General features: G+C 43.6%; 26 protein-coding genes. 13 read left to right on the top strand and 13 right to left on the bottom strand.

The genetic code is table 11. The features are described from left to right. Positions 1-221, top strand: a 221-nt coding sequence (locus FW758_RS15730) for a hypothetical protein (RefSeq protein WP_446445867.1), incomplete at its 5' end; no start/stop codon positions are given. Positions 222-294: 73 nt separating this feature from the next. Then, positions 295-1,479, top strand: a complete 1,185-nt coding sequence (locus FW758_RS15725; RefSeq protein WP_446445866.1) for an AAA family ATPase — start codon at positions 295-297, stop codon at positions 1,477-1,479. A 469-nt stretch (positions 1,480-1,948) separates the two neighbouring features. Here the strand turns inward: FW758_RS15725 and FW758_RS15720 are convergent, their stop codons facing one another. The 6 genes from FW758_RS15720 to FW758_RS15695 form a co-directional block, all read right to left on the bottom strand. Beyond that, entirely contained in the window at positions 1,949-3,112 is a 1,164-nt protein-coding gene (locus FW758_RS15720) for a DNA cytosine methyltransferase (protein WP_446445865.1), read from the bottom strand. A gap of 422 nt (positions 3,113-3,534) precedes the next feature. Then, positions 3,535-3,765 carry a hypothetical protein gene (locus tag FW758_RS15715; protein WP_446445864.1) on the bottom strand — a complete coding sequence of 77 codons (231 nt, stop codon included), beginning with the start codon at positions 3,763-3,765 and terminating at the stop codon, positions 3,535-3,537. A gap of 370 nt (positions 3,766-4,135) precedes the next feature. Then, the gene (locus tag FW758_RS15710) at positions 4,136-4,492 is read right to left on the bottom strand and encodes a hypothetical protein (RefSeq protein ID WP_446445863.1); all 357 of its coding nucleotides are present in this window, start codon (positions 4,490-4,492) and stop codon (positions 4,136-4,138) included. Between the two features lie 207 nt (positions 4,493-4,699). Beyond that, a complete protein-coding gene (locus FW758_RS15705) occupies positions 4,700-4,822 on the bottom strand; it encodes a hypothetical protein (RefSeq protein WP_263164420.1) in 123 nt (40 codons plus the stop codon). Further along, positions 4,822-5,088 (bottom strand): helix-turn-helix domain-containing protein, encoded by a 267-nt coding sequence (locus FW758_RS15700; RefSeq protein WP_168826547.1) that lies wholly within the window; start codon positions 5,086-5,088, stop codon positions 4,822-4,824. The genes FW758_RS15705 and FW758_RS15700 overlap by 1 nt, the downstream gene beginning before the upstream one ends. A 286-nt stretch (positions 5,089-5,374) precedes the next feature. After that, positions 5,375-6,271, bottom strand: a complete 897-nt coding sequence (locus FW758_RS15695) for a LysR family transcriptional regulator (RefSeq protein WP_446445862.1) — start codon at positions 6,269-6,271, stop codon at positions 5,375-5,377. Positions 6,272-6,567: 296 nt separating this feature from the next. Between FW758_RS15695 and yjjG the strand changes: the two genes are divergently transcribed. Next, positions 6,568-7,248 (top strand): pyrimidine 5'-nucleotidase, encoded by a 681-nt coding sequence (yjjG, locus tag FW758_RS15690; protein ID WP_446445861.1) that lies wholly within the window; start codon positions 6,568-6,570, stop codon positions 7,246-7,248. A 34-nt stretch (positions 7,249-7,282) separates the two neighbouring features. Here the strand turns inward: yjjG and FW758_RS15685 are convergent, their stop codons facing one another. Beyond that, the gene (locus tag FW758_RS15685; RefSeq protein WP_006079856.1) at positions 7,283-7,921 is read right to left on the bottom strand and encodes an ERCC4 domain-containing protein; all 639 of its coding nucleotides are present in this window, start codon (positions 7,919-7,921) and stop codon (positions 7,283-7,285) included. A 178-nt stretch (positions 7,922-8,099) separates the two neighbouring features. Here FW758_RS15685 and FW758_RS15680 point away from each other — a divergent pair, with 178 nt between their 5' ends. The 3 genes from FW758_RS15680 to FW758_RS15670 all read left to right on the top strand — a co-directional run bounded on the left by FW758_RS15680 (position 8,100) and on the right by FW758_RS15670 (position 11,529). Then, entirely contained in the window at positions 8,100-9,233 is a 1,134-nt protein-coding gene (locus FW758_RS15680) for a hypothetical protein (RefSeq protein WP_446445860.1), read from the top strand. A gap of 707 nt (positions 9,234-9,940) precedes the next feature. Then, positions 9,941-10,222 carry a helix-turn-helix domain-containing protein gene (locus tag FW758_RS15675; RefSeq protein ID WP_446445859.1) on the top strand — a complete coding sequence of 94 codons (282 nt, stop codon included), beginning with the start codon at positions 9,941-9,943 and terminating at the stop codon, positions 10,220-10,222. After that, entirely contained in the window at positions 10,222-11,529 is a 1,308-nt protein-coding gene (locus FW758_RS15670; RefSeq protein WP_446445858.1) for a type II toxin-antitoxin system HipA family toxin, read from the top strand. The genes FW758_RS15675 and FW758_RS15670 overlap by 1 nt, the downstream gene beginning before the upstream one ends. 380 nt (positions 11,530-11,909) lie before the next feature. Here the strand turns inward: FW758_RS15670 and FW758_RS15665 are convergent, their stop codons facing one another. Beyond that, positions 11,910-12,125, bottom strand: coding sequence for a hypothetical protein (locus FW758_RS15665; protein WP_432334591.1), 216 nt, complete (start codon positions 12,123-12,125; stop codon positions 11,910-11,912). Positions 12,126-12,271: 146 nt separating this feature from the next. Beyond that, positions 12,272-13,135, bottom strand: a complete 864-nt coding sequence (locus FW758_RS15660) for a YicC/YloC family endoribonuclease (RefSeq protein ID WP_006079861.1) — start codon at positions 13,133-13,135, stop codon at positions 12,272-12,274. Between the two features lie 212 nt (positions 13,136-13,347). Between FW758_RS15660 and rph the strand changes: the two genes are divergently transcribed. Further along, positions 13,348-14,061, top strand: coding sequence for a ribonuclease PH (gene rph, locus FW758_RS15655; RefSeq protein WP_006079862.1), 714 nt, complete (start codon positions 13,348-13,350; stop codon positions 14,059-14,061). A gap of 176 nt (positions 14,062-14,237) precedes the next feature. Then, positions 14,238-14,879, top strand: coding sequence for an orotate phosphoribosyltransferase (gene pyrE / locus FW758_RS15650; RefSeq protein ID WP_006079863.1), 642 nt, complete (start codon positions 14,238-14,240; stop codon positions 14,877-14,879). A gap of 176 nt (positions 14,880-15,055) precedes the next feature. Here the strand turns inward: pyrE and folE are convergent, their stop codons facing one another. The 4 genes from folE to coaBC all read right to left on the bottom strand — a co-directional run bounded on the left by folE (position 15,056) and on the right by coaBC (position 18,384). Continuing rightward, entirely contained in the window at positions 15,056-15,706 is a 651-nt protein-coding gene (gene folE / locus FW758_RS15645; RefSeq protein WP_006079864.1) for a GTP cyclohydrolase I FolE, read from the bottom strand. 371 nt (positions 15,707-16,077) lie between these two features. Then, positions 16,078-16,671, bottom strand: coding sequence for a nucleoid occlusion factor SlmA (gene slmA, locus FW758_RS15640; RefSeq protein ID WP_006079866.1), 594 nt, complete (start codon positions 16,669-16,671; stop codon positions 16,078-16,080). 34 nt (positions 16,672-16,705) lie between these two features. Beyond that, positions 16,706-17,164: a dUTP diphosphatase gene (dut, locus tag FW758_RS15635; RefSeq protein ID WP_006086674.1), complete on the bottom strand. Its 459-nt coding sequence runs from the start codon at positions 17,162-17,164 to the stop codon at positions 16,706-16,708. Next, entirely contained in the window at positions 17,161-18,384 is a 1,224-nt protein-coding gene (coaBC, locus tag FW758_RS15630; RefSeq protein WP_446445869.1) for a bifunctional phosphopantothenoylcysteine decarboxylase/phosphopantothenate--cysteine ligase CoaBC, read from the bottom strand. Before coaBC ends, dut begins: the two co-directional genes overlap by 4 nt. 122 nt (positions 18,385-18,506) lie before the next feature. Between coaBC and radC the strand changes: the two genes are divergently transcribed. From radC to FW758_RS15605, 5 genes are all read left to right on the top strand, one after another. Next, the gene (radC, locus tag FW758_RS15625) at positions 18,507-19,184 is read left to right on the top strand and encodes a RadC family protein (protein ID WP_006079869.1); all 678 of its coding nucleotides are present in this window, start codon (positions 18,507-18,509) and stop codon (positions 19,182-19,184) included. 121 nt (positions 19,185-19,305) lie between these two features. Then, on the top strand, positions 19,306-19,542 hold the full coding sequence (rpmB, locus tag FW758_RS15620; RefSeq protein ID WP_006079870.1) for a 50S ribosomal protein L28: 237 nt from the start codon (positions 19,306-19,308) through the stop codon (positions 19,540-19,542). 6 nt (positions 19,543-19,548) lie between these two features. Continuing rightward, on the top strand, positions 19,549-19,722 hold the full coding sequence (gene rpmG / locus FW758_RS15615; RefSeq protein ID WP_006079871.1) for a 50S ribosomal protein L33: 174 nt from the start codon (positions 19,549-19,551) through the stop codon (positions 19,720-19,722). 329 nt (positions 19,723-20,051) lie between these two features. Beyond that, entirely contained in the window at positions 20,052-21,371 is a 1,320-nt protein-coding gene (argA, locus tag FW758_RS15610) for an amino-acid N-acetyltransferase (protein ID WP_006079872.1), read from the top strand. 119 nt (positions 21,372-21,490) lie between these two features. Continuing rightward, positions 21,491-22,024 carry a PH domain-containing protein gene (locus tag FW758_RS15605; protein ID WP_446445857.1) on the top strand — a complete coding sequence of 178 codons (534 nt, stop codon included), beginning with the start codon at positions 21,491-21,493 and terminating at the stop codon, positions 22,022-22,024.

The raw sequence follows: 22,024 nt of genomic DNA, 5'->3' as shown, positions 1-22,024 counted from the left end.
GTATGAATAGCATGCCAGAGTATAAAGCTTGTCATGCTGAAATTAGAAGTGATACACGCTGGAACGCTATTAATAAAGATGTGGTCTACATTGATTTTAGGGCAGAATTAAGTTCTTTCGATAAATTCTTTTATTTTGGAAAATTTGAAAAAAAGGCAAAGTATAAGATCAAAACAAGATTTTATAAGGCATCGTTCAAAAGCGCTTCGCCAACATATTGATGATAACACTAATTTCCCCATAACCTGGCACTGTCGCACAACTAAATCAGTTGTAAATCTTAATGAAAATGAATTGTACTGGGTAAATAGGATTCTTGGTAAATCATATATTTTAGCAAAAATTGTTACGCATGATTTATATAACAATGATGGTTATTCTATTATTTTTACTAATTCAGATGAACGCTATACTGAAGCCGTGGCAGGTAGTGGTGAAGTATCTGTAGTCAATTGCGCTGTTAAAGTGCTCAGAGCTAATAAAGACTCCTTGATTTTGTTAGATGAGCCTGAAGTTTCTTTACATCCAGGAGCACAAATTGAACTTAGGAATTTACTTCTAGATGAAATTAGAAAGAATGGTCACCAAATTGTTTTATCTACCCATTCTGAGTATTTCGTTTATGGCCTTCCAAATAATGCTATAAAACTTTTTCAATATAACAATGTAGATGGAAGGTATTCAATCCTAAATGAATGTTCTCCACAGCAGGCATTTATTAGGTTAGGCTCAAAATCATATGGCAATAAAAAATTATATGTTGAAGATGAGCTGGCTAAGGCTTTGGTTGAAGAGGCTATAAAAGAGATTGATCCAGAGTTACTTAATACTTATTGTGTTATACCTTATCCTGGCGGGGCACCAACAATTATTAATAACTTGCTTGTCCAATTTTTAATAGATGATGATTTTAATGATGATATCGTGTTGTTAGATGGAGATATGCTTTCATCTATAAATGAGACTGATAGGGAAAAATATAGTGAAGAGCTTAATTTAGGTGAACTTGCTGTTAAGTTATATAGTCAAGATATACCCGAGTCTTCACATCCAGATTTAGATGATATACTGCAAAAACAAATTAAAGGTTTGGGGTGTGAAATTAAACTTCCTTTGAATGGCGGCAATGCAAGTAATACAGAACAAAAAATAGAATTCAAACTAAAAATACTGGACTTGTATCATGGAAGATTTAGATTTATGAATGTAGATACGCCTGAAGAGTTTATTTGGGAAATGGCTGTAGGTGATAGACCTACAAATATTGATGCAATTAAAGAAGATTTTACGATAGGGACATATAAAGAAAGATTTAGAGATGCGGTAATTTCAAATCTAGGTGAGGCTAATGCAGATGCTAAAGCTATATTTGCTTTGCAGATTGCTTTCTTGCAGAAAAGAAATAAACAACATCCATTATGGGGAAGTTTTAAAGAGCTGCTTTCAAGTATTTTAAGTGTTGAAAAAATGCACAGTTAAGATTTTGGTTTAAAACTATAAGTGAGATTTTTATTTCGCGTGATAGTATACATTTATAGCTCATGCCCACGGATTGAGTGGGCATATATTATAGGTTGTAACTGAAGAAATTTAAGCAGAACTTTGAATATAATGTATGAAATTTTTAGTTCTTCAATGCATATGTGTAATTTTTGCCCTGTTATAATAATTGATAATATGGTTTTCCTCTAAATAGGAGCCTCTAATTGCACTACATCATGCCGGTGTTACAGTAGCGTCGAGCTTTCCGATAACAAGATTTAAATGGATTTAGAATGCAATTGGCATTTAGTTATTTTGGGCGAGGCAGAGTGATTACAGTGACTTATTATTTGGAATAGCTATTTAGACAGATGACTATTTATTATGGTTCAGTAATATTTAGTTTGATAGATTTTCCATTGTTAATATAAAAGTTTATTTTTTTTGAGAATAAAAATATTCTATACTACGATTTGATGATTTTCTTGATTGTGTTTATTAACACTTTTCCTAATTTAACAGGAACTGCATTACCTATCTGTTTACCTTGTTGAGTCGAAGTGCCCAAAAAATTAAAGCTATCAGGGAAAGTTTGTAATCGAGCGGCATGACGTAATGTCATACCTTGGTTTTTCCAAGGGTGAACAAAACGGCCTTTAGAGGGGTTGTTACATCCTGTAGTGATGGTATTACTTGGTAAGTGGATCATTACTCGGCCATATACGTCTTTATGACCTTTATATCCATTTGAATGGCAGGGCAGCCTAAATTCTTCGCCAGCGTCTTCGCGGCTTCCATTTAAAGGTGTGGCTTCAAATTGCCTAATCATTTTGGGTGTTGGCCGCATTGTGATGTTACAAGGATCATCCTCTTTTACGGCTTCACCATATTCTAGGTTAAGTAGGAGATCTCTTGCTTCATCATCTGCAAGTTTAGTTTTTGATCGAAAATACTCTTCGATATATTGCTCAATAAGGTCTGCCGGTATTTTTTCAAATACTGTTGAGGCTGTTTTCCAGTAAGGTGATTTATTGCTAGCAGGTGAGAAGTGTGTCGCCGTTGGCGGAAAGTTTGAACCATCAATATTCAGGTCTTTACGTGTACCAAAAATAAAAACACGTTTACGGTTTTGTGGTGTGCCATAGTCTTTGGCATTGAGAATGTCGCAAAAGTGAATGGTATAACCGTGAGTTTCAGCGAGAGCTAGAAGCTGATTGAGATAGTTTTCATGGCGTTTCCATAAAAGTCCCGCCACGTTTTCAATCAAGAACGCTTTTGGGCGTAAACCATCAACAAAATCAAAATACTTTAACAGAAGCTGATTTCGGGGATCATTAATACCTGCACCGTTAATCCTATGAGTTGAGAAGCCTTGACATGGTGGGCCGCCAAGGAGCAAGTCCAATTTTCCTGCTTTGAGCTTTAACTCTTTCATTAAGGCGGGCAAGTCGACAGCATTAATATCGCCATTAATTAGCTTAGTTGGCGCTTTTAGGCGTTCAATGAGGTTACGTTGATACGTAACGGTAGCGGCTGTATCTAGTTCGATAGCTGCGATGACATCAATGCCACATTGATGTGCGGCAAGAGATAAGCCGCCAGCACCCGAAAATAGATCTATCGCTTTCATTAATTATCAGTCCAAACGCAAATTTCGAACCGCAAATTATACATGGCAAGCACTATTCCGCTAGCTTTTAGTTGGTGATTGAGGAGTTTGTAATTGTGATAAAAGTTAATGACTAACTTAATGTTCAAATCGTACAAAGTAACGACACATACTTAGAATCTAGAGCGTTTTTTTTTCAAAAACGCTTTTGGGGCTATAAGTACAGAAACCTGATAGAGCAGAGGCCATAATAGAATCGACATTGTTGCACCCGTGACCGTCTAAAACAGGGAGGTTTTAGTCGAGCCTACATGGAGGTATGAACGGCGTGTCACTGGGGAGACAATGTAGGTTAAGTGACTCATTTTATGTATCACTGTTTGCTCTCATTTTTAAATTTAACTCTTATATCAATTGGTAACGAATAATCCATCCATAAGTAATTAATCCTCTTTCGCCCTAAAACTAATAAATTGTTGTGCTTCTGCCAGTGCAAAATCAAAATGAAACGCTAGCCCTGATTGAATTTCTTCATTATCAAAGCATACGGACCATTCAAAGCCTCCCCTGAACCGATCTGGATTTCGTTCGATGTAGATCACGTATCCACACCATTCTTTTTCATAAGATACAAAATAAGCCTCTTCAAACTGGCTAACGGATTGGTATTCCATGATGTAAACCTAGTGTATTGGTGGGCTTATATTTTCAGTCATCGCTGTTTTATGTTCCACGGACTATGAGTCACATCAAACAGTTTTCTTTTGTTAGTCGGGCATTTATGTCGTTTGGGCTATTAGGTAATCAATGCGAGATGCTGCAAACTAAGTCACTGTTTCGAATGGTTGCGCGGCTGCAACTGGGGTCCGCTAAGCAGACCCTCCGCGCTAGGGACAGCGCGGTGGAGCCCCCATGGATGGGTTCACGGCGTGTCTGTGTGCTGGGCCAGTTGCGTAGCACTGTTACTGGCGGCTAATTAGTTTCAAGCTTGGTTTTTCAGCTTTGGGTGCATCGCCGCATTATCGCTACGGTTTAATATCATGGTTACCGTATTGAAACGACCTTGGCGCTCAGTTGCTGTTTTATCTGCTCTAGATAATCAATCAGTTCACTGGGTTGTTCAAATTCAAGCTGTAGTGTTGGCTGAGAAGCGGTACGAATTTCTGGGTGTATGTTGTCGCCGTCATTTACGGCCGAAATGATGGTGTAGCGGGGATAATCTTCTTCGCGACAAATGGGGTCGGCATAGTCTACCCAAAGAATAAAGTAGTCGCTTTTTCGTTTGAAATAAAAGCTGGGGCACATGTCATTTTGGTAGCTTTTATCAATGAGAAATTGGTATAAGCTTAGGTCGAAGCCAAGATCAAATTCATAGCCAAATGTTTGATGGTAAGCACTCATATTTCTGCCTTTAATCATCGCATTAAGTGATGTTAAGTATAGTTAAAGTATTTGCTTAACGAACTGTTTTATCTGGTTTAAATGTGTTTTCATTAGTCTGTTTTGGCTGTGTGGTTATGTTCGTTATAACCATTATGTAAAGCCGTATTTATCCTTAACCCTATCTAATAATTGCTTTATCTCTTTGCTAAGAACTCAATCAAAAATTCAATCAATACTGTCACTTTGGTTGGGAGGTATTTTCGTTGCGGATAGTCTGTGAGCGCCAGTATCTTCTTTAGAGAAAGTACCAACTAGAAAGCCATTCATATAAACGTCAAGTGCTGCCATTACCACTCCTGAGCCCATTGCTTATTGTTAGATGGGCCTGTATCACTGTCACTCGCGTTGCGAGGTTTGAGTTCTATTTCGAGTTCGAGGGCTGATAAGAGTTTGAAAAATGTATCAAGTTTAGTGCTGTCGGGATTCTGTTCGAAGTTGGAAATAGTGCCTTGGCGTAAGCCAATTTTCTCACCAATTTTAGCCTGGGAGAGTCCCTGTGATTGGCGAACATCTTGTATATAAGCGCTAAGCTGTTTGGTTGTGGTGATCTTCATCTTGAATTCCCATTATTTCCCAATACGCTTTAAAGTATAAACATAAATTAACACGCTATAGCGTATAGTCAATGTTTAAGACGTTGCAGCGTATAATTTGTTTATATACGTTATAGCGTATAAATAGGGGCTAAAAATGCAAGTGTAGTATTGATTAAAAACATAAATCTGATTGTTCAAATGATTCGCTATCTGCCGCTCGAGAGAGTCAGTCTGATGGTCTATTGTTTATTTTTCATAGGGGGGAAAAGAGAGTTGTCCTTCCTCATTACTGACAAGTGAAAATTTACCCTAACTTGCCACTCGCCAGCTTCCCCATCAAAAACTCAATCAATACACTCACCTTAGTCGGCAAATATTTTCGCTGCGGGTAAACCGCGTAGATACCATGTTCTGGGAGGGGATTGTCTGTGAGCAAGGCTTGTAGGCGGCCTGCTTGTAAGTCGGCGTCGACCATGAAGCGGGGCAGGTTGGCTATGCCTACACCATCGAGTGTGGCTTGGTGGATGGCATCACTATTGTTGACTTGATAGTTACCGTTCGGCTGGATGCGAGTGGGGCCCTGCGGGCTTAAGAAGGTCCATTCAACACCATCACGAAAATATGAGTAGAACAAGCAGTTATGTTGGCTAAGTTGCTGTGGCGTTTGTGGTGCAGCGTGGCGAGCAAGATATTCGGGTGAGGCGCAAATCACACTTAAACAAGGGGCAATTTTACGGGCAATCAGGCTGGAATCTGGTAGCTCGCCGATGCGAATCGCCAGATCGAATCCGCCAGCAATTAAATCGGTGGTCTTATCATCCATCTGCATTTGCAGCTGTATTTTCGGGTAACGGCGCAGAAACTCGGGGATTAAAGGGGCGATATGCAAGCGGCCAAATACCATAGGGACAGCGATGCGCAGACTGCCCTGAGGCGCTTGTTGTAGCTCGGAAATAGCGTCCAATCCGTCTGCTGCGAGTTTAACTGCAGGGCGAACGTAGTCGAAGTAGCGGGTGCCCGCCTCGGTAAGACTCAAGCTGCGAGTGGTACGGTGCAAGAGTTGAATACCCAGACTTTGTTCTAATAGGGTAATGCGTTTACTCACTGCCGATTTACTCAGCCCAAGCTTTTGACTTGCCTGCGAAAAGCTACCGCATTCCACTACAGTGACAAAGATAGGTAGTGCCGAAAAGTACTCCATGGTGTCCTTATGTTATCGCAATCCCCTGCCATTATTGTTGATGATACCTCAACAGTCAGTTTTTATTATCGTGGTTATCATTGCCCTTGATGCAAGGTAGACTAATGCACTTGCTGATTGCGGGTGTCGACAGTGAAGCCTAGTTATTTTCGGGCTCATCGCTCATGTTTATCGCTTATCTTGATTACTGCTAGGCAGCTAGCCACAGCATTGCCGCAATCGCCGATGTACCATTCTCAATGCCACTGAACGGCATGGGGATGGGTCTTAGCTATTTTGTCAGAAAGAGAGTTCCTATGTCCTTGCCTTACCAATGGATTTTGTTCGATGCCGATGAAACCCTATTTTATTTCGATGCTTTAAAAGGGCTTAAGTTGATGTTTAGTGAGTTTGGGGTCGATTTTACCCAAGCCGATTTTGACGAGTATCAGTTAGTTAACAAACCGCTTTGGGTCGATTATCAAGATGGCAAGATAACTGCCGCCGAGTTGCAGACCATACGTTTCGAGCCTTGGGCAGCCAAATTATCTGTCACGGCCATGACGCTCAATAGTGCCTTTTTATCAGCAATGGCCGAAATTTGTTCGCCGCTACCCGGTGCTCGCGAGTTATTAGCCGCGCTGCAAGGTAAAGCTAAATTGGGCATCATCACCAACGGTTTCACTGAACTACAAACCGTGCGATTAGAGCGTACAGGCTTGCAGCATCATTTTGATATTTTAGTGATTTCAGAAAAAGTCGGTATCGCCAAACCTGATGTGGGTATCTTCGAGCACGCCTTCGAACTCATGGGTCATCCTGAGCGCGATACTGTGTTGATGGTCGGTGATAACCCGCATTCAGATATCCAAGGCGGCATCAATGCCGGTATTCATACATGCTGGTATAACGTCCACGGCCATGATGTACCTACCGGTATCACCCCGCACTATCAAGTGAGCTCGCACCAAGAGCTATATAGTTTATTGTTCGGGTAAGTCAACAGGCACTCAGCTTATGCTGTGAAGTCACTTAGCGAGTCAGCACTTCACGGATCTTACTTGCTTTATTTTTACCTATACCACCCACTTGCATCAATGCCTCTTCAGATGCTGTTACGACTGCCTCGACACTGGCGAAATGGCATAAAAGTTTATTGGCGAGTTTAGGGCCTACCTCGGGTAGGCTTTGCAAGATGAATAATTGCTGATTTTTCTTGCGTTTGGGCTTACGTCCCGTGAGGGTTAATTCATGTTCTCTACGGTTTAACTGAGTGGCGCAAAAATACAGAATTTTGGCTGTTTCAGTTTGCGATAAACTGCGCAGTATTGGGATGTGGAAATTGATTGAAATCGAGCACAGCGCCCCGATTAACGCTTCTCTGCGTATCTGGTAACATGCGATATCTTGTGTATAACCTTCGATAAGCAGGGCGGTATGATTTGGGCTCTGGGCTAATCTGGCCACCTGTGAGAATAGGCGCCCATCGCATAATGATTGCACGAAATCGGGCAACGTTTTACGTTCAATCAGCCAACCATTGAGTTGATAATCACCCAATTTTAGGCGTTTTTTGATGAGTGAGAGATCTTCGTGCAGTGACAGCTCATAGATGATTTTTTCTGCATGTTCTCTATCGTCATAAAAGAGAGGGATTTTAGCCGCTGCCAATTTTAACCTCAACCGAGTGACATATTCAGGATTGTTTATGAGTGTAGTCAGGCTGAACAACAAGCACAAAAGTTGTCTTCAGCTTTCTGAGTCGCCTAGTTAAAATTTAGTTATACCTATATCTGTTCGTTTGGCCTGCTGCATTAAGACAGCGCTAGAAAATCAATGTGAGTTAGCTATGAGTGAATATCAGTATTATCGATTCGAATGTGTTAACAGTAGCTTGTCGGTCCCGCAGCGGAATAGATTAAGGAATATTTCTAGCCGAGCAGAGATCACTAGCCACTCCTTTTGTGTTCAATATCATTACGGTGATTTAAGTGCCGATCCAGAAGCCTTGATGATGGATTTTTTTGATATTGGCTTTTATTACACCAATTGGGGGCAAGTGAATGCGTATCTTAAATTGCCAGCAGGTACAATCCCCAGTGATTTCAAGGCAATAAATGTTGAGTATTATGTGTCTCTTGTCGAAAATGAACAGAACCAATTACTGATATTTTCTTTAGAGGAAGACGATAACTACCGTGACGATGAAGATGCGGAAGCCTTTATATTTGATTTGGCGGCGCTAAGGACGGAGTTATTGGCGGGGGATTATCGCGTCTTGTATTTTCATTGGTTAAGCCAAGCCAACGATGATATGGGATTAGAGCCCTTGCCGCTTATAGCCTTTGATTTTCACCAGTTAACCCAGGCGCAATTGGCATTTACCACACTCTTTAACATCCCTTTACCATCGATACGTGCTTTACATCTTTTGCTGCAGTCAATGCCTGCACATGCTCCTCAAACCACAGTATTAACGGCACAGCAGCAGGTGGCTAAGCTAACGGATGCCGAGAAGGACGCGTTGCTTTGTCGCTTATTTGATGAAGGGAAACTATTTGCGGCGGATGCGTATGCGCTCCTCAGAACGCAAGAAACACCAATAGAGTACTCCCACAGGGTAACAGTTGCATCGTTGCATCCCTTCTGGCACGTAGCAGAAAAAGAAGTGATGCAAGAAGATCGCATGGCTGAGGCCGAGCGTCTTGCCCGTGAGACGTTATTGCGTAATGAACATCTTGAAGCGGTTTATAAAGCGCATCAAAGCCATTGGGATAGTGCTTTTGAGGAGGCGGCTCGTGGGTGTGCCAGTGGCTATGATAATGCCAGCCGTACCTTGCAAGTGTTGTTTGATGCTTATCAACTAAAACAATCTTCCAGCGAGTTTAAACAAAATTTTGATGTTTTTATTAGCAATAATAAACAGCGTAAAGCACTGATTAAGCGGTTAGAGCCACTACAGAAAATTGTGCTATCGCTTTGATTTAGTTTTTTCAATTCACATAGCTATGGCGCTGTGAACGAGTGATGTGTTTTGCTTTATTAAAAGTGAATTAGATTGAGTTACCCAAATAAAAACCCTGATAAATCAGGGTTTTATTTATTAGATTGCAGTTAAACACGACAACACACTATTCGACATTTGGAACTGAATGTTGGTTGTTTTTATTTTCCAATATAAATCATATACTTGAATCTAAATTCTTTATTTTCAAGTGATTTTAGTCACCACTTTAGTCCCACTTTGTTAAGTGTTAAGTGTTAAGTGTTAATTGTTAATTGTTAATTGTTAATTGTTAATTGTTAATTGTTAATTGCTAATTGCTAATTGCTAATTGCTAATTGCTAATTGCTAATTGCTAATTGCTAATTGCTAATTGTTAATTGTTAATTGTTAATTGTTAATTGTTAATTGTTAATTGTTAATTGTTAATTGTTAATTGTTAATTGTTAATTGTTAAGTGGTTAGTTGTGTCGGTTCTGCGATTCAATTAAATTTAGCACTCCTTGGCAATGACTCCCCCCATTTCTTTTGTCTTTTATGATCAGGCTACCCGCTATAGCGGGTTGAACTATATTTAACGCCTATAGCGTGTGAATGTGTTTTTAACGGTTTTAGCGTGTAAATCTTGATTTACCTGCTTTAGCGTGTACAGTAAGAGTTAAGAACAGTTTAAAGGTAAAGCGATCATGAAGGTGACCAACGCAAAGCAGTTGAGTACGTATCTAAAAGATGCGCGGCTGAACGCGCAGCTCTCGCAAAGCAAGGTGGCGAGCAAGGTAGGTATTCGCCAGGATACCGTTTCAAGCTTTGAGTTGAACCCGGATTCGACCAAATTAGAAACGCTGTTTAAGATCCTTTCTGCATTAAACCTAGATCTAGATATAAAGGTTCGGAATCCACAGCTGGTTGATGAGCGCCGCCATGATAACGCCACAGTGCCTGAGCAAGAATGGAAGGAGGAGTGGTAATGGCAGTGCTTGATGTTTATATGAATGGCTACCTTGTGGGTGAATTGACCAAATCATCCACAGGTTCTCATCAGTTTGCGTATGCCCAGCAGTGGCTAGCGATACCCGGTAGTCGCCCAATTTCTTTGTCTATGCCGCTACGCAAGCAAGCCTATAAAGGTGATGAAGTTTATAACTTCTTCGATAATTTGCTACCTGATAATCACGAAGTGAGAAACAGAGTCGTTGCTCGTCATAATGCTGATTCGACACAAGCGTTTGACCTACTGGTTAAAATTGGTCAAGACAGTGTGGGTGCATTACAGCTTGTCCCCCATGGTCAGCTCCCCTTTGATATAAAAAAGATTGAGTCTAAACCGCTATCCGATACGCAGTTGGAAAAAGTACTCAAGGGTTATCAGTCTAATATCCCCTTAGGGATGCTAGCCGATGACGATGACTTTAGGATTTCTATTGCCGGTGCCCAAGAAAAGACGGCATTACTGAAACTCAATGGAGAGTGGCGATTACCTATCAAATCGACACCCACTACCCATATCATTAAGCTGCCCATAGGCGAAATAAACAGCCACTCCCACAGCATAGATATGTCTGACAGTGTCGAGAATGAATACCTGTGCATGATGATAGTCAGAGAGTTTGGTTTAGATGCACCCCAGTGCTCAATAATCAAAGTGGGTGATATTAAAGCGCTTGCTGTGGAGCGATTCGATCGCAGGCTCTCTTCAGATGGCACATGGATTATGCGGCTGCCCCAAGAAGACTTTTGTCAGGCATTAAATATTCCACCAGCGAAGAAATATGAGAGCCATGGTGGCCCGGGTATTGAACAAATTATGCCTTATCTATTGGGTTCGATGAACTCGGAGCGCGACAGATATAACTTCATCAAGTCTCAGGTTTTGTTTTGGCTTTTAGCCGCAACCGATGGACATGCTAAAAACTTCTCACTCTTCATCGAGGCCGATGGCGGATATCGACTAACGCCTTTTTACGATATTTTATCTATGTACCCCGTCATTGGTGGCAAAGGTCTAAATATTCGTGATGCCAAGCTCGCTATGGGCCTCAAAGCGGCTAAGGGTAAGAAGTATCAAATCAATCAAATTTTTCCACGGCACTTTATCCTAACAGCTAAAGCTGTGGGCTTTGATACTGGGATTATGATGGAGATGATGCGCGACATTGCTGACAAGGTAGAGGCTGTGGTTGTTAAGGTTAAAGCGCAGCTGCCAGATGATTTTCCACTACACATACAGGATTCAATATTGAACGGTTTAACTGACAGAATTAAGCGCATATCTTAGAAACGGTAATGGTTAGGTGACATTAATCGTATCGACTCAAGCCGTTTCAATTTTTACTCCAGTTTTAAATCAGTTGTATGTGTCGATTAATTGCTGCTTTGTAAACATGTTTGCAATACATGTCGACTGAATCGACATCAGCCACAACTTAATTATGCTAATTTTCTGTACCCATTTTCATCTTGTTGAGGCAAACACTGTGGCTTGGACTAGGTATTAAATTAATACACGACACCATATAAGTTGGATGCACAGGTATGGCATGTATCGCTATTAAACATGTGGCCAATATTCTTCATTTTTTTGCAATGTATGGATTTTCTTCACTGATTGATACTGTTTGAGCTCTGGTGTTAAAAATCATTTTTTTCAGTCTCCAACTAGATGAGTGGCGTATTCGCACATAGCTCTACAGAGTCCAATAAGCCAAAAGGTTTGAATCTCGGGGTATGCGGTCCACCATAGCAAAAAAGTGACTCGACATTGTTAGGGGTGACTAAATCAGTAAAACGGTAAGTCCATTCAGGATTGCCGGTAAAGTGGATGGCATTTTGCTCTAAAAGCGATTCAATCGTAGGTATGGTATTTAGTTCCATTACAAATCCTTGTGTATTAAAGCACTGTATAGCGTCCGATTTTGAGCATTTCAAAAGCACTTTTAACAGGTTTTTTCTCAGTGCCATAAAATACAAAAAGCCCTTAGATTAAGGGCTTTTTGGTATCTAAAACGCGTTAAATATCGTTACTCAACGTTTTGGATCTGTTCACGCATTTGCTCGATTAAGACTTTAAGCTCCACTGCGGCTGAGGTGATCTCAGTGCTGATGGATTTAGAGGCGAGCGTGTTCGATTCGCGGTTAAATTCTTGCATCATAAAATCTAAACGGCGACCTTCGCTGCCGCCTTTTTTGAGGATGCGGCGGGCTTCGGCCACATGGGCTTCGAGGCGATCCATTTCTTCAGCTACATCTTGTTTCTGTGCCAGTAGCACCATTTCTTGCTCGATGCGGGCTGGGTCGAGTTCACCTTTGATTTCCGCAAGGCGGTTGGTGAGCTTTTCGCGTTGATATAGCATCACAGTAGGCATGTGCTCACGTACGACGGCGATTTGCTCGCTCACGCCATCTAAGCGGCTTAGCAGCATGTCTTTGATGGCTTCGCCTTCACGGCCACGGGCTTCGATGAATTGATCTATGGCTGAATCGAAGGCTGTCATCAGATCGGCGCCGATGGCATCCATATCTTGTTCACCGCTCGCTAGTACGCCCGGCCAGCGCAGGATGTCGGTCAGATTGACATCGCCTTGTCCCGCTTCTTGCTTGAGCCAATTGGCGGCGCCCAATAGCTGTTTGGCCAGCGCTTGATTCAATTGCAGCTCGTTGTTGCTGTTGTCTGCAAGTTCGTAGCGCAGATTGACTTCAACTTTGCCGCGGCTTAAGCGTTTACGTAGGCGGTCGCGCAGTACGGGTTCGAAGCTGCGGAATTGCTCGGGTAAACGTAGGTAAGTTTCGAGATAACGTTGATTGACTGAGCGAATTTCCCAGGAGGCAGTGCCCCATTGTGCTTTGTGCTCGATGCGAGCGTAGGCTGTCATGCTTTGGATCATGGGTTGTCCTAATGGTTTAATCGTCATAATGAGAGGCGATTATAGAGTCAATGGCTTTAGGATTAAAGGCATACAGTATAAGACTGCAAGTTAATGGGTACTTTGCCTAGATGAGTTTGCCAGAGAATCACCCTAAGCATGGCATCCTAAGGCTCAAGCCCTTATAATATGCAGCCAAAATCGGTCAATGACTCAGAATACAGGAATCTCGCATGCGTCCAAGTAACAGAACGCCAGCACAAACTCGTCCCATCACTATCACTCGCCAGTTTACGGCCCATGCCGAAGGTTCTGTGTTAGTGGAATTTGGCGAAACGAAAGTGCTTTGTACCGCCAGTTTTACTGAAGGTGTGCCACGTTTCCTTAAAGGTCAGGGTCAAGGCTGGGTGACGGCGGAATACGGCATGTTGCCACGTTCTACCCATAGCCGTATGGATCGTGAGGCCGCTCGCGGTAAGCAATCTGGCCGTACGCAAGAAATTCAACGTCTTATCGGCCGTGCTCTGCGTGCTTGTGTGGATATGAAAGCCCTAGGCGAAAACACTATCGTGATCGATTGTGATGTGATCCAAGCTGACGGTGGCACGCGCACTGCTTCTATCACTGGCGCTTGTGTGGCCTTAGTGGATGCGCTGAACTGGGCACGCGGTAAAGGCATCATTAAATCTAACCCGCTTAAATTCCTTATCGCTGCTGTCAGCGTCGGTATTTATAAGGGTGAAGCGATAAGCGATTTAGAATATATCGAAGACAGCGCCGCTGAAACTGACATGAACGTGGTGATGACGGAAACGGGCAAGATCATTGAAATTCAAGGCACCGCCGAAGGCGAGCCGTTCAGTCACGAAGAATTACTCGAGCTGTTGGCATTGGCGAAGAACAGTATTCGTGAAATCGTCGATGTGCAGAAAGCCGCACTGAACTAATAGTGTGGTGATGAGCAAGCCCCGTCATGTTACAGAGTGCGGGGCTTTTTATTAGCTGCAACTTTTTATCTGCAGCAAGATGCTAGTGTTAGACAAGCCCTGTACCGAATTAAATGTTGCCTAATAAAACATTACCTAATAAAAACCAATAAAAGACAAAGCCGTAAGGAGATATTGTGAAAGCCTATCAACGTGAGTTTATTGAATTTGCCTTAGAACGTCAGGTGTTGCGATTTGGCGAATTTACCCTTAAATCGGGTCGTATCAGTCCTTATTTCTTCAATGCGGGTTTGTTCAATACTGGCCGTGACTTAGCGCGTTTAGGCCGTTTCTATGCCGCTGCGTTGGTGGATTCTGGCATTGATTACGATTTGCTGTTTGGCCCAGCTTACAAAGGCATTCCGATTGCGACCACTACGGCGGTTGCCCTGTGTGAACACCACGATATCGATATCCCTTACTGCTTTAACCGCAAAGAGAAAAAAGATCACGGCGAAGGTGGCAGCTTAGTCGGAAGCGAGCTGAAAGGCCGCGTGATGCTGGTGGACGACGTGATCACTGCCGGTACGGCAATTCGTGAGTCGATGGAAATCATCGAAGCCCATAAGGCACAATTAGCCGGTGTGTTGATCGCCTTAGATAGACAAGAGAAAGGCAAGGGCGAGTTATCGGCTATTCAAGAGGTTGAGCGTGATTTTGGCTGTGGCATAGTGGCGATCATTAAACTTGCCGACCTCATTAGCTATTTATCAGAAAAGCCTGGAATGGAAGTGCAACTTGCCGCCGTGAGCCAGTACCGCGAGCAATACGGCATTTAAGTGAAATCAGTTAATCAGCCGGTAATGACCTTATCTAGACCGAGAAGGGTTTGATTGGGTTGGTATGAAAACAAAAAACGCTGCGATTCTATAGAAGGAATCGCAGCGTTTTTATTGAGCTGTATTGATTGCTATTGATTTAGGCACGTTTTAAATAGCGTTAAGTTTCAATACATTTATTTAGACTGGTGCAAAAACTCGGCGCGGGTCGCAGGGTTAGATTTGAAAATGCCGCCCAGCGCTGTGGTGGTGGTTGAACTGGTTGAGTCCATCACGCCACGGGATTTGACGCAGTAATGCACAGCATCCATTTTAACCGCAACGTCTTTGGTTTCGAGCAAGGTTTGTAGCGCGACTAACACTTGCTGAGTCAAACGCTCTTGCACTTGTGGACGTTGGGCAAAGAAACGCACGATGCGATTAATCTTTGATAAACCAATGATTTTTTTGCGTGGTAGATAAGCTATGGTCGCAGTGCCATCGATCGTCACTAAATGGTGTTCGCAGGTACTGGTGAGGCTAATGTCCTGCACTCGCACCATTTCATCGAAGCCCATCTTATTGTCGATAACCGTGATCTTAGGGAAGTTCGCATAATCTAAGCCGGAGAAGATTTCATCGACGTACATTTTAGCAATGCGGCGCGGCGTATCGGCAAGGCTATCGTCTGACAGATCCAATGACATTAATGTCAGGATTTCTTTCATATGATGTTCAATCTTGTCTTTACGTTCTTCACTGCTGTAAACGCTTGGGAGCATTGGGGTTTCAAGTCCACGTTCTAATAACGCGGCTTGTACTTTTACTGCTGCTTCACTTAATGCCATCTAATCCTCCACTACGTCGTAGCGGCTATAACAGAAAACCTATGCTGAGCATCGAGTGGTACTTGGGCTGTTCAGCATCAGATACAAATTATTGTTATTCTCGCTAGGGCAAGAATAGGGAGAGGAGGATAGCGCGAATTGCAGATAATTCATACCGAAAAACGCTCATAGGCCACATGAAAAAGCCGATAGTCCTTATCGGATATCGGCTTAAAATCAGCCACTGCCAATCGAGTTTAGACTGGCTGTGACGGCAAGTTTGAGTCAATCCTAAAGTTTTAGATTAGTTTTTAGGAAGCTGAGCATTTTTGCAATAGCGGAAATACTCAACATAAAGGACGATAGTTACCGTCTTTTATGTTGAAAAATCATTAGCTTTGTAGAAGTTGGTGCTGGATAAAACGCCACTGTTCATCGAAGTGTGTGGTAGGTTTGAGTTTGAATTCACTTCGTACAAATTGAGCGATTCGCCCTTCGGCAAAGGCTAACAGTAAATTGGCTAATATGGCTTCGTCTAAGTTGAAGCCTTTGCCTTCCCGCAGGGTTTTTTCCCGTAGTATTTGCTTCAACTGGGTTTCAATTTTGGCAAATAAATTACTAATGCGGCTGCGCAGGCGTTCATTTTCTCCGAGCAGCGCATCACCATTGAGGACGCGGGAAATCCCCGGGTTACGCTCGGCAAAAATCAGTAACAGTTGCAGCACCAGTTGGCAGCGCTTCATGGTGTCTTTTTCGTCATCCATGATTAAATTGATGCGCGACAATAACGACTCTTCGATAAATTCGATTAAGCCTTCGAACATCCGTGCTTTACTCGGGAAGTGACGGTACAGGGCGGCTTCCGATACACCGACTTCTGAGGCCAGTTTCGCTGTGGTGATCCTTTGTCCTGGGTTGGTTTCTAGCATCTGTGCTAGACATTGCAAAATATGTTCACGACGATTAATTTTTGGGCTTACAGCCATTGCAGTATCCTTGGCTCAATAACGACTTAGGGGATTATTTAGTGCCTGAATGGCCAAATCCGCCTTCACCACGATCTGAGCTGTCGAACTCATCAACGAGTTTGAATTGTGCTTGTACTACAGGAACAAACACCAGTTGCGCGAGACGATCGCCAATTTCTAAGGCAAAAGGACTGTCGCTACGATTCCAGCAAGACACCATTAAGGGTCCTTGGTAATCTGAATCTATGAGTCCGACCAGATTCCCCAATACGATACCGTGTTTATGGCCAAGACCTGAGCGCGGCAAAATCACTGCAGCCAGTCCTGGATCGGCAACATGAATGGCAATCCCCGTTGGAATAAGTACGGTTTCCCCCGGTGCTATAGTCAAAGTCGTGTCGATCATGGCACGAAGATCCATGCCAGCACTGCCAGGTGTAGCGTAGGCAGGTAAAGGAAATTCTGAGCCGATACGGGAGTCGAGAATTTTTAATTCAATCGGTGTTTTCATGTATTTGTTTTTTCTTTCACTATCAACGAAAGTAATTGCCGTGCCAGCGTGAGTTTGTCAGTGGCAGGCAAGTCTTGACTGCCGTGCGGCCAGAACACTCGCAGGGCATTGGCATCGGCATTAAAGCCTAGACCAGCAACGGAAACGTCGTTTGCGGCGATCATATTCAAGTTTTTACGTTTGAGTTTATCGCGCGCATAGGCTTCTACATCATGGGTTTCTGCTGCGAATCCCACCACAAAAGGACGGTTAGGTAAGCTCGCAACCGTGGCTAAGATATCAGGATTCCTCACCAGCGCAAGTTGCATTTCTTCCGCCGATTTTTTGATCTTACAGGTGGCGATGTCGCTAATGCGATAGTCAGCAACGGCGGCGCAACCAATAAAAATATCTTTTTTATCAACGTTATCCATCACAGCGTCGAGCATATTCTGCGCCGATTCAACATCAATGCGGGTCACGCCTTCTGGGGTGCTTAGACTCACTGGGCCAGAGACTAAGGTGACCGTTGCGCCCATATCTGCTGCGGCTTTGGCTAAGGCAAAGCCCATTTTTCCAGAACTGTGATTCGAAATGTATCTGACGGGATCAATCGCCTCACGGGTTGGCCCTGCGGTAATCAGCAGTGACTGTCCTGCGAGTGGCTTAAGTTCAACGGCGTCATGAGTGGCAAAAAACTGCGTAGCCCGTTCGGCGATGTCTAATGGCTCTAACATACGACCGGGACCTACCTCACCACAGGCCTGACTGCCACTTGCGGGTCCCCAAAGGGTAAAGCCGCGGGATGCCAGACTGGTTAAATTCGCCTGCGTCGCCAGATTACGGTACATCTGCTGATTCATTGCCGGACACAGGGCGATAGGCGCCTCTGTGGCAAGACAAGTGGTGGTGATCAGCTCATCGGCCATGCCGGCATTAATCCGCGCCAATAGGTTTGCGGTTGCAGGGGCGATGATGACGAGATCTGCCCAACGAGCGAGTTCTATGTGGCCCATGGCTGCTTCTGCCGCAGGATCGAGTAGGCTTGAGGCAACGGGATGTCCAGATAACGCTTGCAGCGTCAAAGGCGTGATAAATTCCATCGCACTTTGGCTCATCACCACGCGCACATCAAAGCCACGCTCTTTTAAGCGACGGACTAAATCAGCACTTTTATAGGCCGCAATACCGCCGCCAATGCCCAGCAGGACGTTTTTATTTGTCAGACTCACAGACATCATCCGAGATAGAAATAATGCCGCCAACAATATCACAAAGCGGTGAATTTTAGTGACTCTCCCAGTTCAAAAAATCTCGTCCATACTCAGTAAAGTGAAAATATGTGAGATGACAGGGAGGTCGCATGGGCATTAAAGATTGGCCTGAGGGGGAAGGTCCGAGAGATAAACTGTTACAAAAAGGGGCGGGGCAACTGTCGGATGCGGAGTTATTGGCGGTATTACTGCGGAACGGTTTGGCGGGATTAAACGCGGTTGACCTTGCAAGGTCGCTTATTAGCGAGTTTGGCGGCCTCAGAAACCTGCTTTGTGCTCCTCGAAATCAGGTATGTCGACTTCCGGGCGTAGGACCTGTAAAATACGCCCAGCTTCAAGCTGCGGCCGAATTAGCGAGGCGTGTAGCGCAGGAAAATCTGCAAAGAGGTCAAGTTTTAACAAATCCCGATTTAACTCGGGACTATTTAATGCGACAATTGGCCGATCGCTCCTATGAAGTGTTCGCAGTTTTACTGCTGGATAGCCAGCATAGAGTGATTCAATTTGTCGAATTATTCCGCGGTACAATAGACTCAGCCTCAGTGTACCCACGTGAAGTGGTGAGCTTAGTGCTGGAGAAAAAGGCCGCAGCAGTTATAGTTTGTCATAATCATCCGTCTGGTATTGCCGAGCCCAGTCAGGCTGACCGACGAATAACTGAGCGATTAAAAAATGCGTTAGCAACCATAGACGTATCCTTATTGGACCATATGGTTGTAGGTGATCGAGAGATAGTTTCTTTTGCAGAACGAGGCTGGATTAATTAATCTAACACTTGATCTTCACTCTGTGATCGTGTATAAAATGCGCCCTCTTTGTGCCTCGGGCGACGGCCATACGAGGCACATTAATGCTCGAGCGTTAAAATTGTTTTTGGAGAAGATTGACATGTCAAGAGTATGCCAAGTTACTGGCAAGAAGCCGATGGTTGGTAACAACCGTTCGCACGCAAAAAACGCGACCCGTCGTCGTTTTTTACCTAACCTACAAAACCACCGTTTTTGGTTAGAAGAAGAAAAGCGTTTCGTACAGTTACGTGTATCTACTAAAGGTATTCGTCTGATCGACAAAAAAGGTATCGAAGTTGTTGTTGCTGAACTTCGTGCTCGTGGCGAGAAGGTATAATAGATCATGGCTAAAGCTAAAGGTAATCGTGAGAAGATCAAATTAGTTTCTACAGCTAAAACTGGTCACTTCTACACAACTGAAAAAAACAAGCGTAACATGCCTGAAAAAATGGAAATCAAAAAATTTGATCCAGTTATTCGTCAGCACGTTATCTACAAAGAAGCAAAAATCAAGTAATCCTTGGTTAGTGTTTCGAGAAAAGCCCCTTATTTAAGGGGCTTTTTTTTGCGCTTTTTTTAGTAGTTAGTGTTAGTCATCAAGTTGAGATAATTGCCTCGCAAACTTAAGCCGCTGAATCATCCCCTGTGAAGTTAAAAAAGTGTGAACACTTGCTGAAAATATAAAATAGTGCAGTTCTAAGCACTTTAAATCATTAAAACTGCGCTTTAGTGAGAATAAATTCTTTATATGTGAATTAAAATGCAATAACATACGCGAAAGTTAGCGATTCATTCCTGGCATGTCATCGTGACGCTGCCAGCTCAAAAATGAGGTGTAAATAACGCGTGCGTACCACTGAACTGGTTGATGGATTTCGTCACTCTGCCCCCTATGTTAATGCTCACAGAGGTAAAACTTTTGTGGTCATGCTGGGTGGTGAAGCTTTGGCTCAGAATCACTTCCGCGCCATCTTAAATGATGTCGCCCTGCTGCACAGTTTAGGGATTAAAGTGGTGTTGGTATATGGCGCTAGGCCGCAGATTGATGCTGCATTAGCCGTCAATGGTATCGAACCTGCCTACCACGAAGGCGTGCGTATTACGGATGAAGACTCGCTCAAAGTGATCAAGCAAGTTGCGGGTGCACTGCAATTTGATATCACAGCGCGTTTATCCATGAGCTTAAGCAATACGCCGATGCAAGGTGCGCAAATTAACTTAGTGAGCGGCAACTTTGTGATTGCCCAGCCATTAGGCGTGGATAACGGCATCGATTTTTGCTTAAGCGGCAGAGTGCGTCGTATCGATGTGCAAGGCTTAAAACGTCAGTTAGATAATCACTGCATCGTGTTGATGGGGCCGATTGCGGCTTCTGTGACCGGTGAAAGCTTTAATTTAACCGCCGAGGAAATCGCGACCCAAGTGGCGATCAAGCTCAAAGCCGACAAGATGATCGGTTTTAGCTCACAAAACGGTATTCTCGATCGCAATGGCGACGTGATTGCCGAATTGATGCCAAACGATGCGCAAAACATCATGAGCAAGCTGGCCGAGCAAGGTTCTGCCTGCGTTGGCACTATGGCTTTTTTGAAAGCCAGTATCGATGCTTGCCGTAATGGCGTACCGCGTTGTCACTTAGTCAGCTACCTTGAAGATGGCGCCTTGTTGCAGGAACTGTTTTCTCGCGAAGGGATAGGCACGCAAATCGTGACTGAGAGTGCCGAGCGTTTACGCTGTGCGTCGATCGCTGATATTGGCGGTGTACTGAACCTTATTCGTCCATTGGAGGAACAAGGCATTCTGGTGCGTCGTAGCCGTGAGCAGCTCGAGATCGAAATCGAACAGTTCATGTTGATTGAACGCGATGGTTTAGTGATTGGTTGCGCCGCGCTCTATCCTTTTGAAGAGGACAATGCGGGCGAGTTTGCCTGTTTGGTGGTGCATCCCGATTATCGCGATGCCGACAGAGGCAGTTTGCTGCTAAAGAACATAATCAATCAGGCCAGAAACCGCGGTTATTCACGCTTGTTTGCGCTGACAACTCGCAGTATTCACTGGTTCCTCGAGCATGGTTTTGTGATTGAAGATGTTGAAGCACTGCCACAGAAGAAAAAGCAGTTGTATAACTATCAACGTCGTTCAAAAATTCTCGCACTCGATCTCTAAGCCGTTTTAAATCAATCCAATCAATGCCAGCCTAGTACTCATATTAGCGCTGGCATTTTTGTTGACATAATATGTCTTTGTTGGCAGATTAAGGCTTCACTGCACGGGAGATGCTGCCAATGAGTCCTCAATTGTTCGAACTCGCCCCTTTCACCCAGACCTCTATCTTCAGTTTTATCGTCTTATTGCTCGGTTTAGCGGGTATCTTGCTGATGTTATGGCTAAAAAATATGCCTAAGATAGCGAAGTCGGCGAGTTTAGGCATATTGCTGGTGATGATGGGCGGATTTTCATGGGTTTTTTATCAATCCAATAGCGCCGAGTTAGTGTTAACCGATACTGAACTTACAGTGGATGTGCCCTTCTATAAAGTGCAGTTATCCCGCGCAGATTTATTGCCCGCCGAGGCGCGCATAGTCGATTTGCAGCAAGAGGCAGATTTAACGCCGAGCTTTAAAACCAACGGCATAGGCATGCCAGGGTTTCAATTAGGGTGGTTTAATTTGCAGGGAAAAGGTAGAGCATTTCTGGCGATAACAGATAAATCGCAGTTAGTGTTAGTGCCAACGGTTAAAGGCTACAGTTTATTACTGACAGTGCCGCAAGGGAGTGAATTTTTAGCACAGTTACAGAAGTCATCATCACTTCTGTAA

The sequence above is a fragment of the Shewanella sp. 1180_01 genome (genome assembly GCF_052850535.1).
This window is presented reverse-complemented; position numbering and strand designations above follow the sequence as displayed.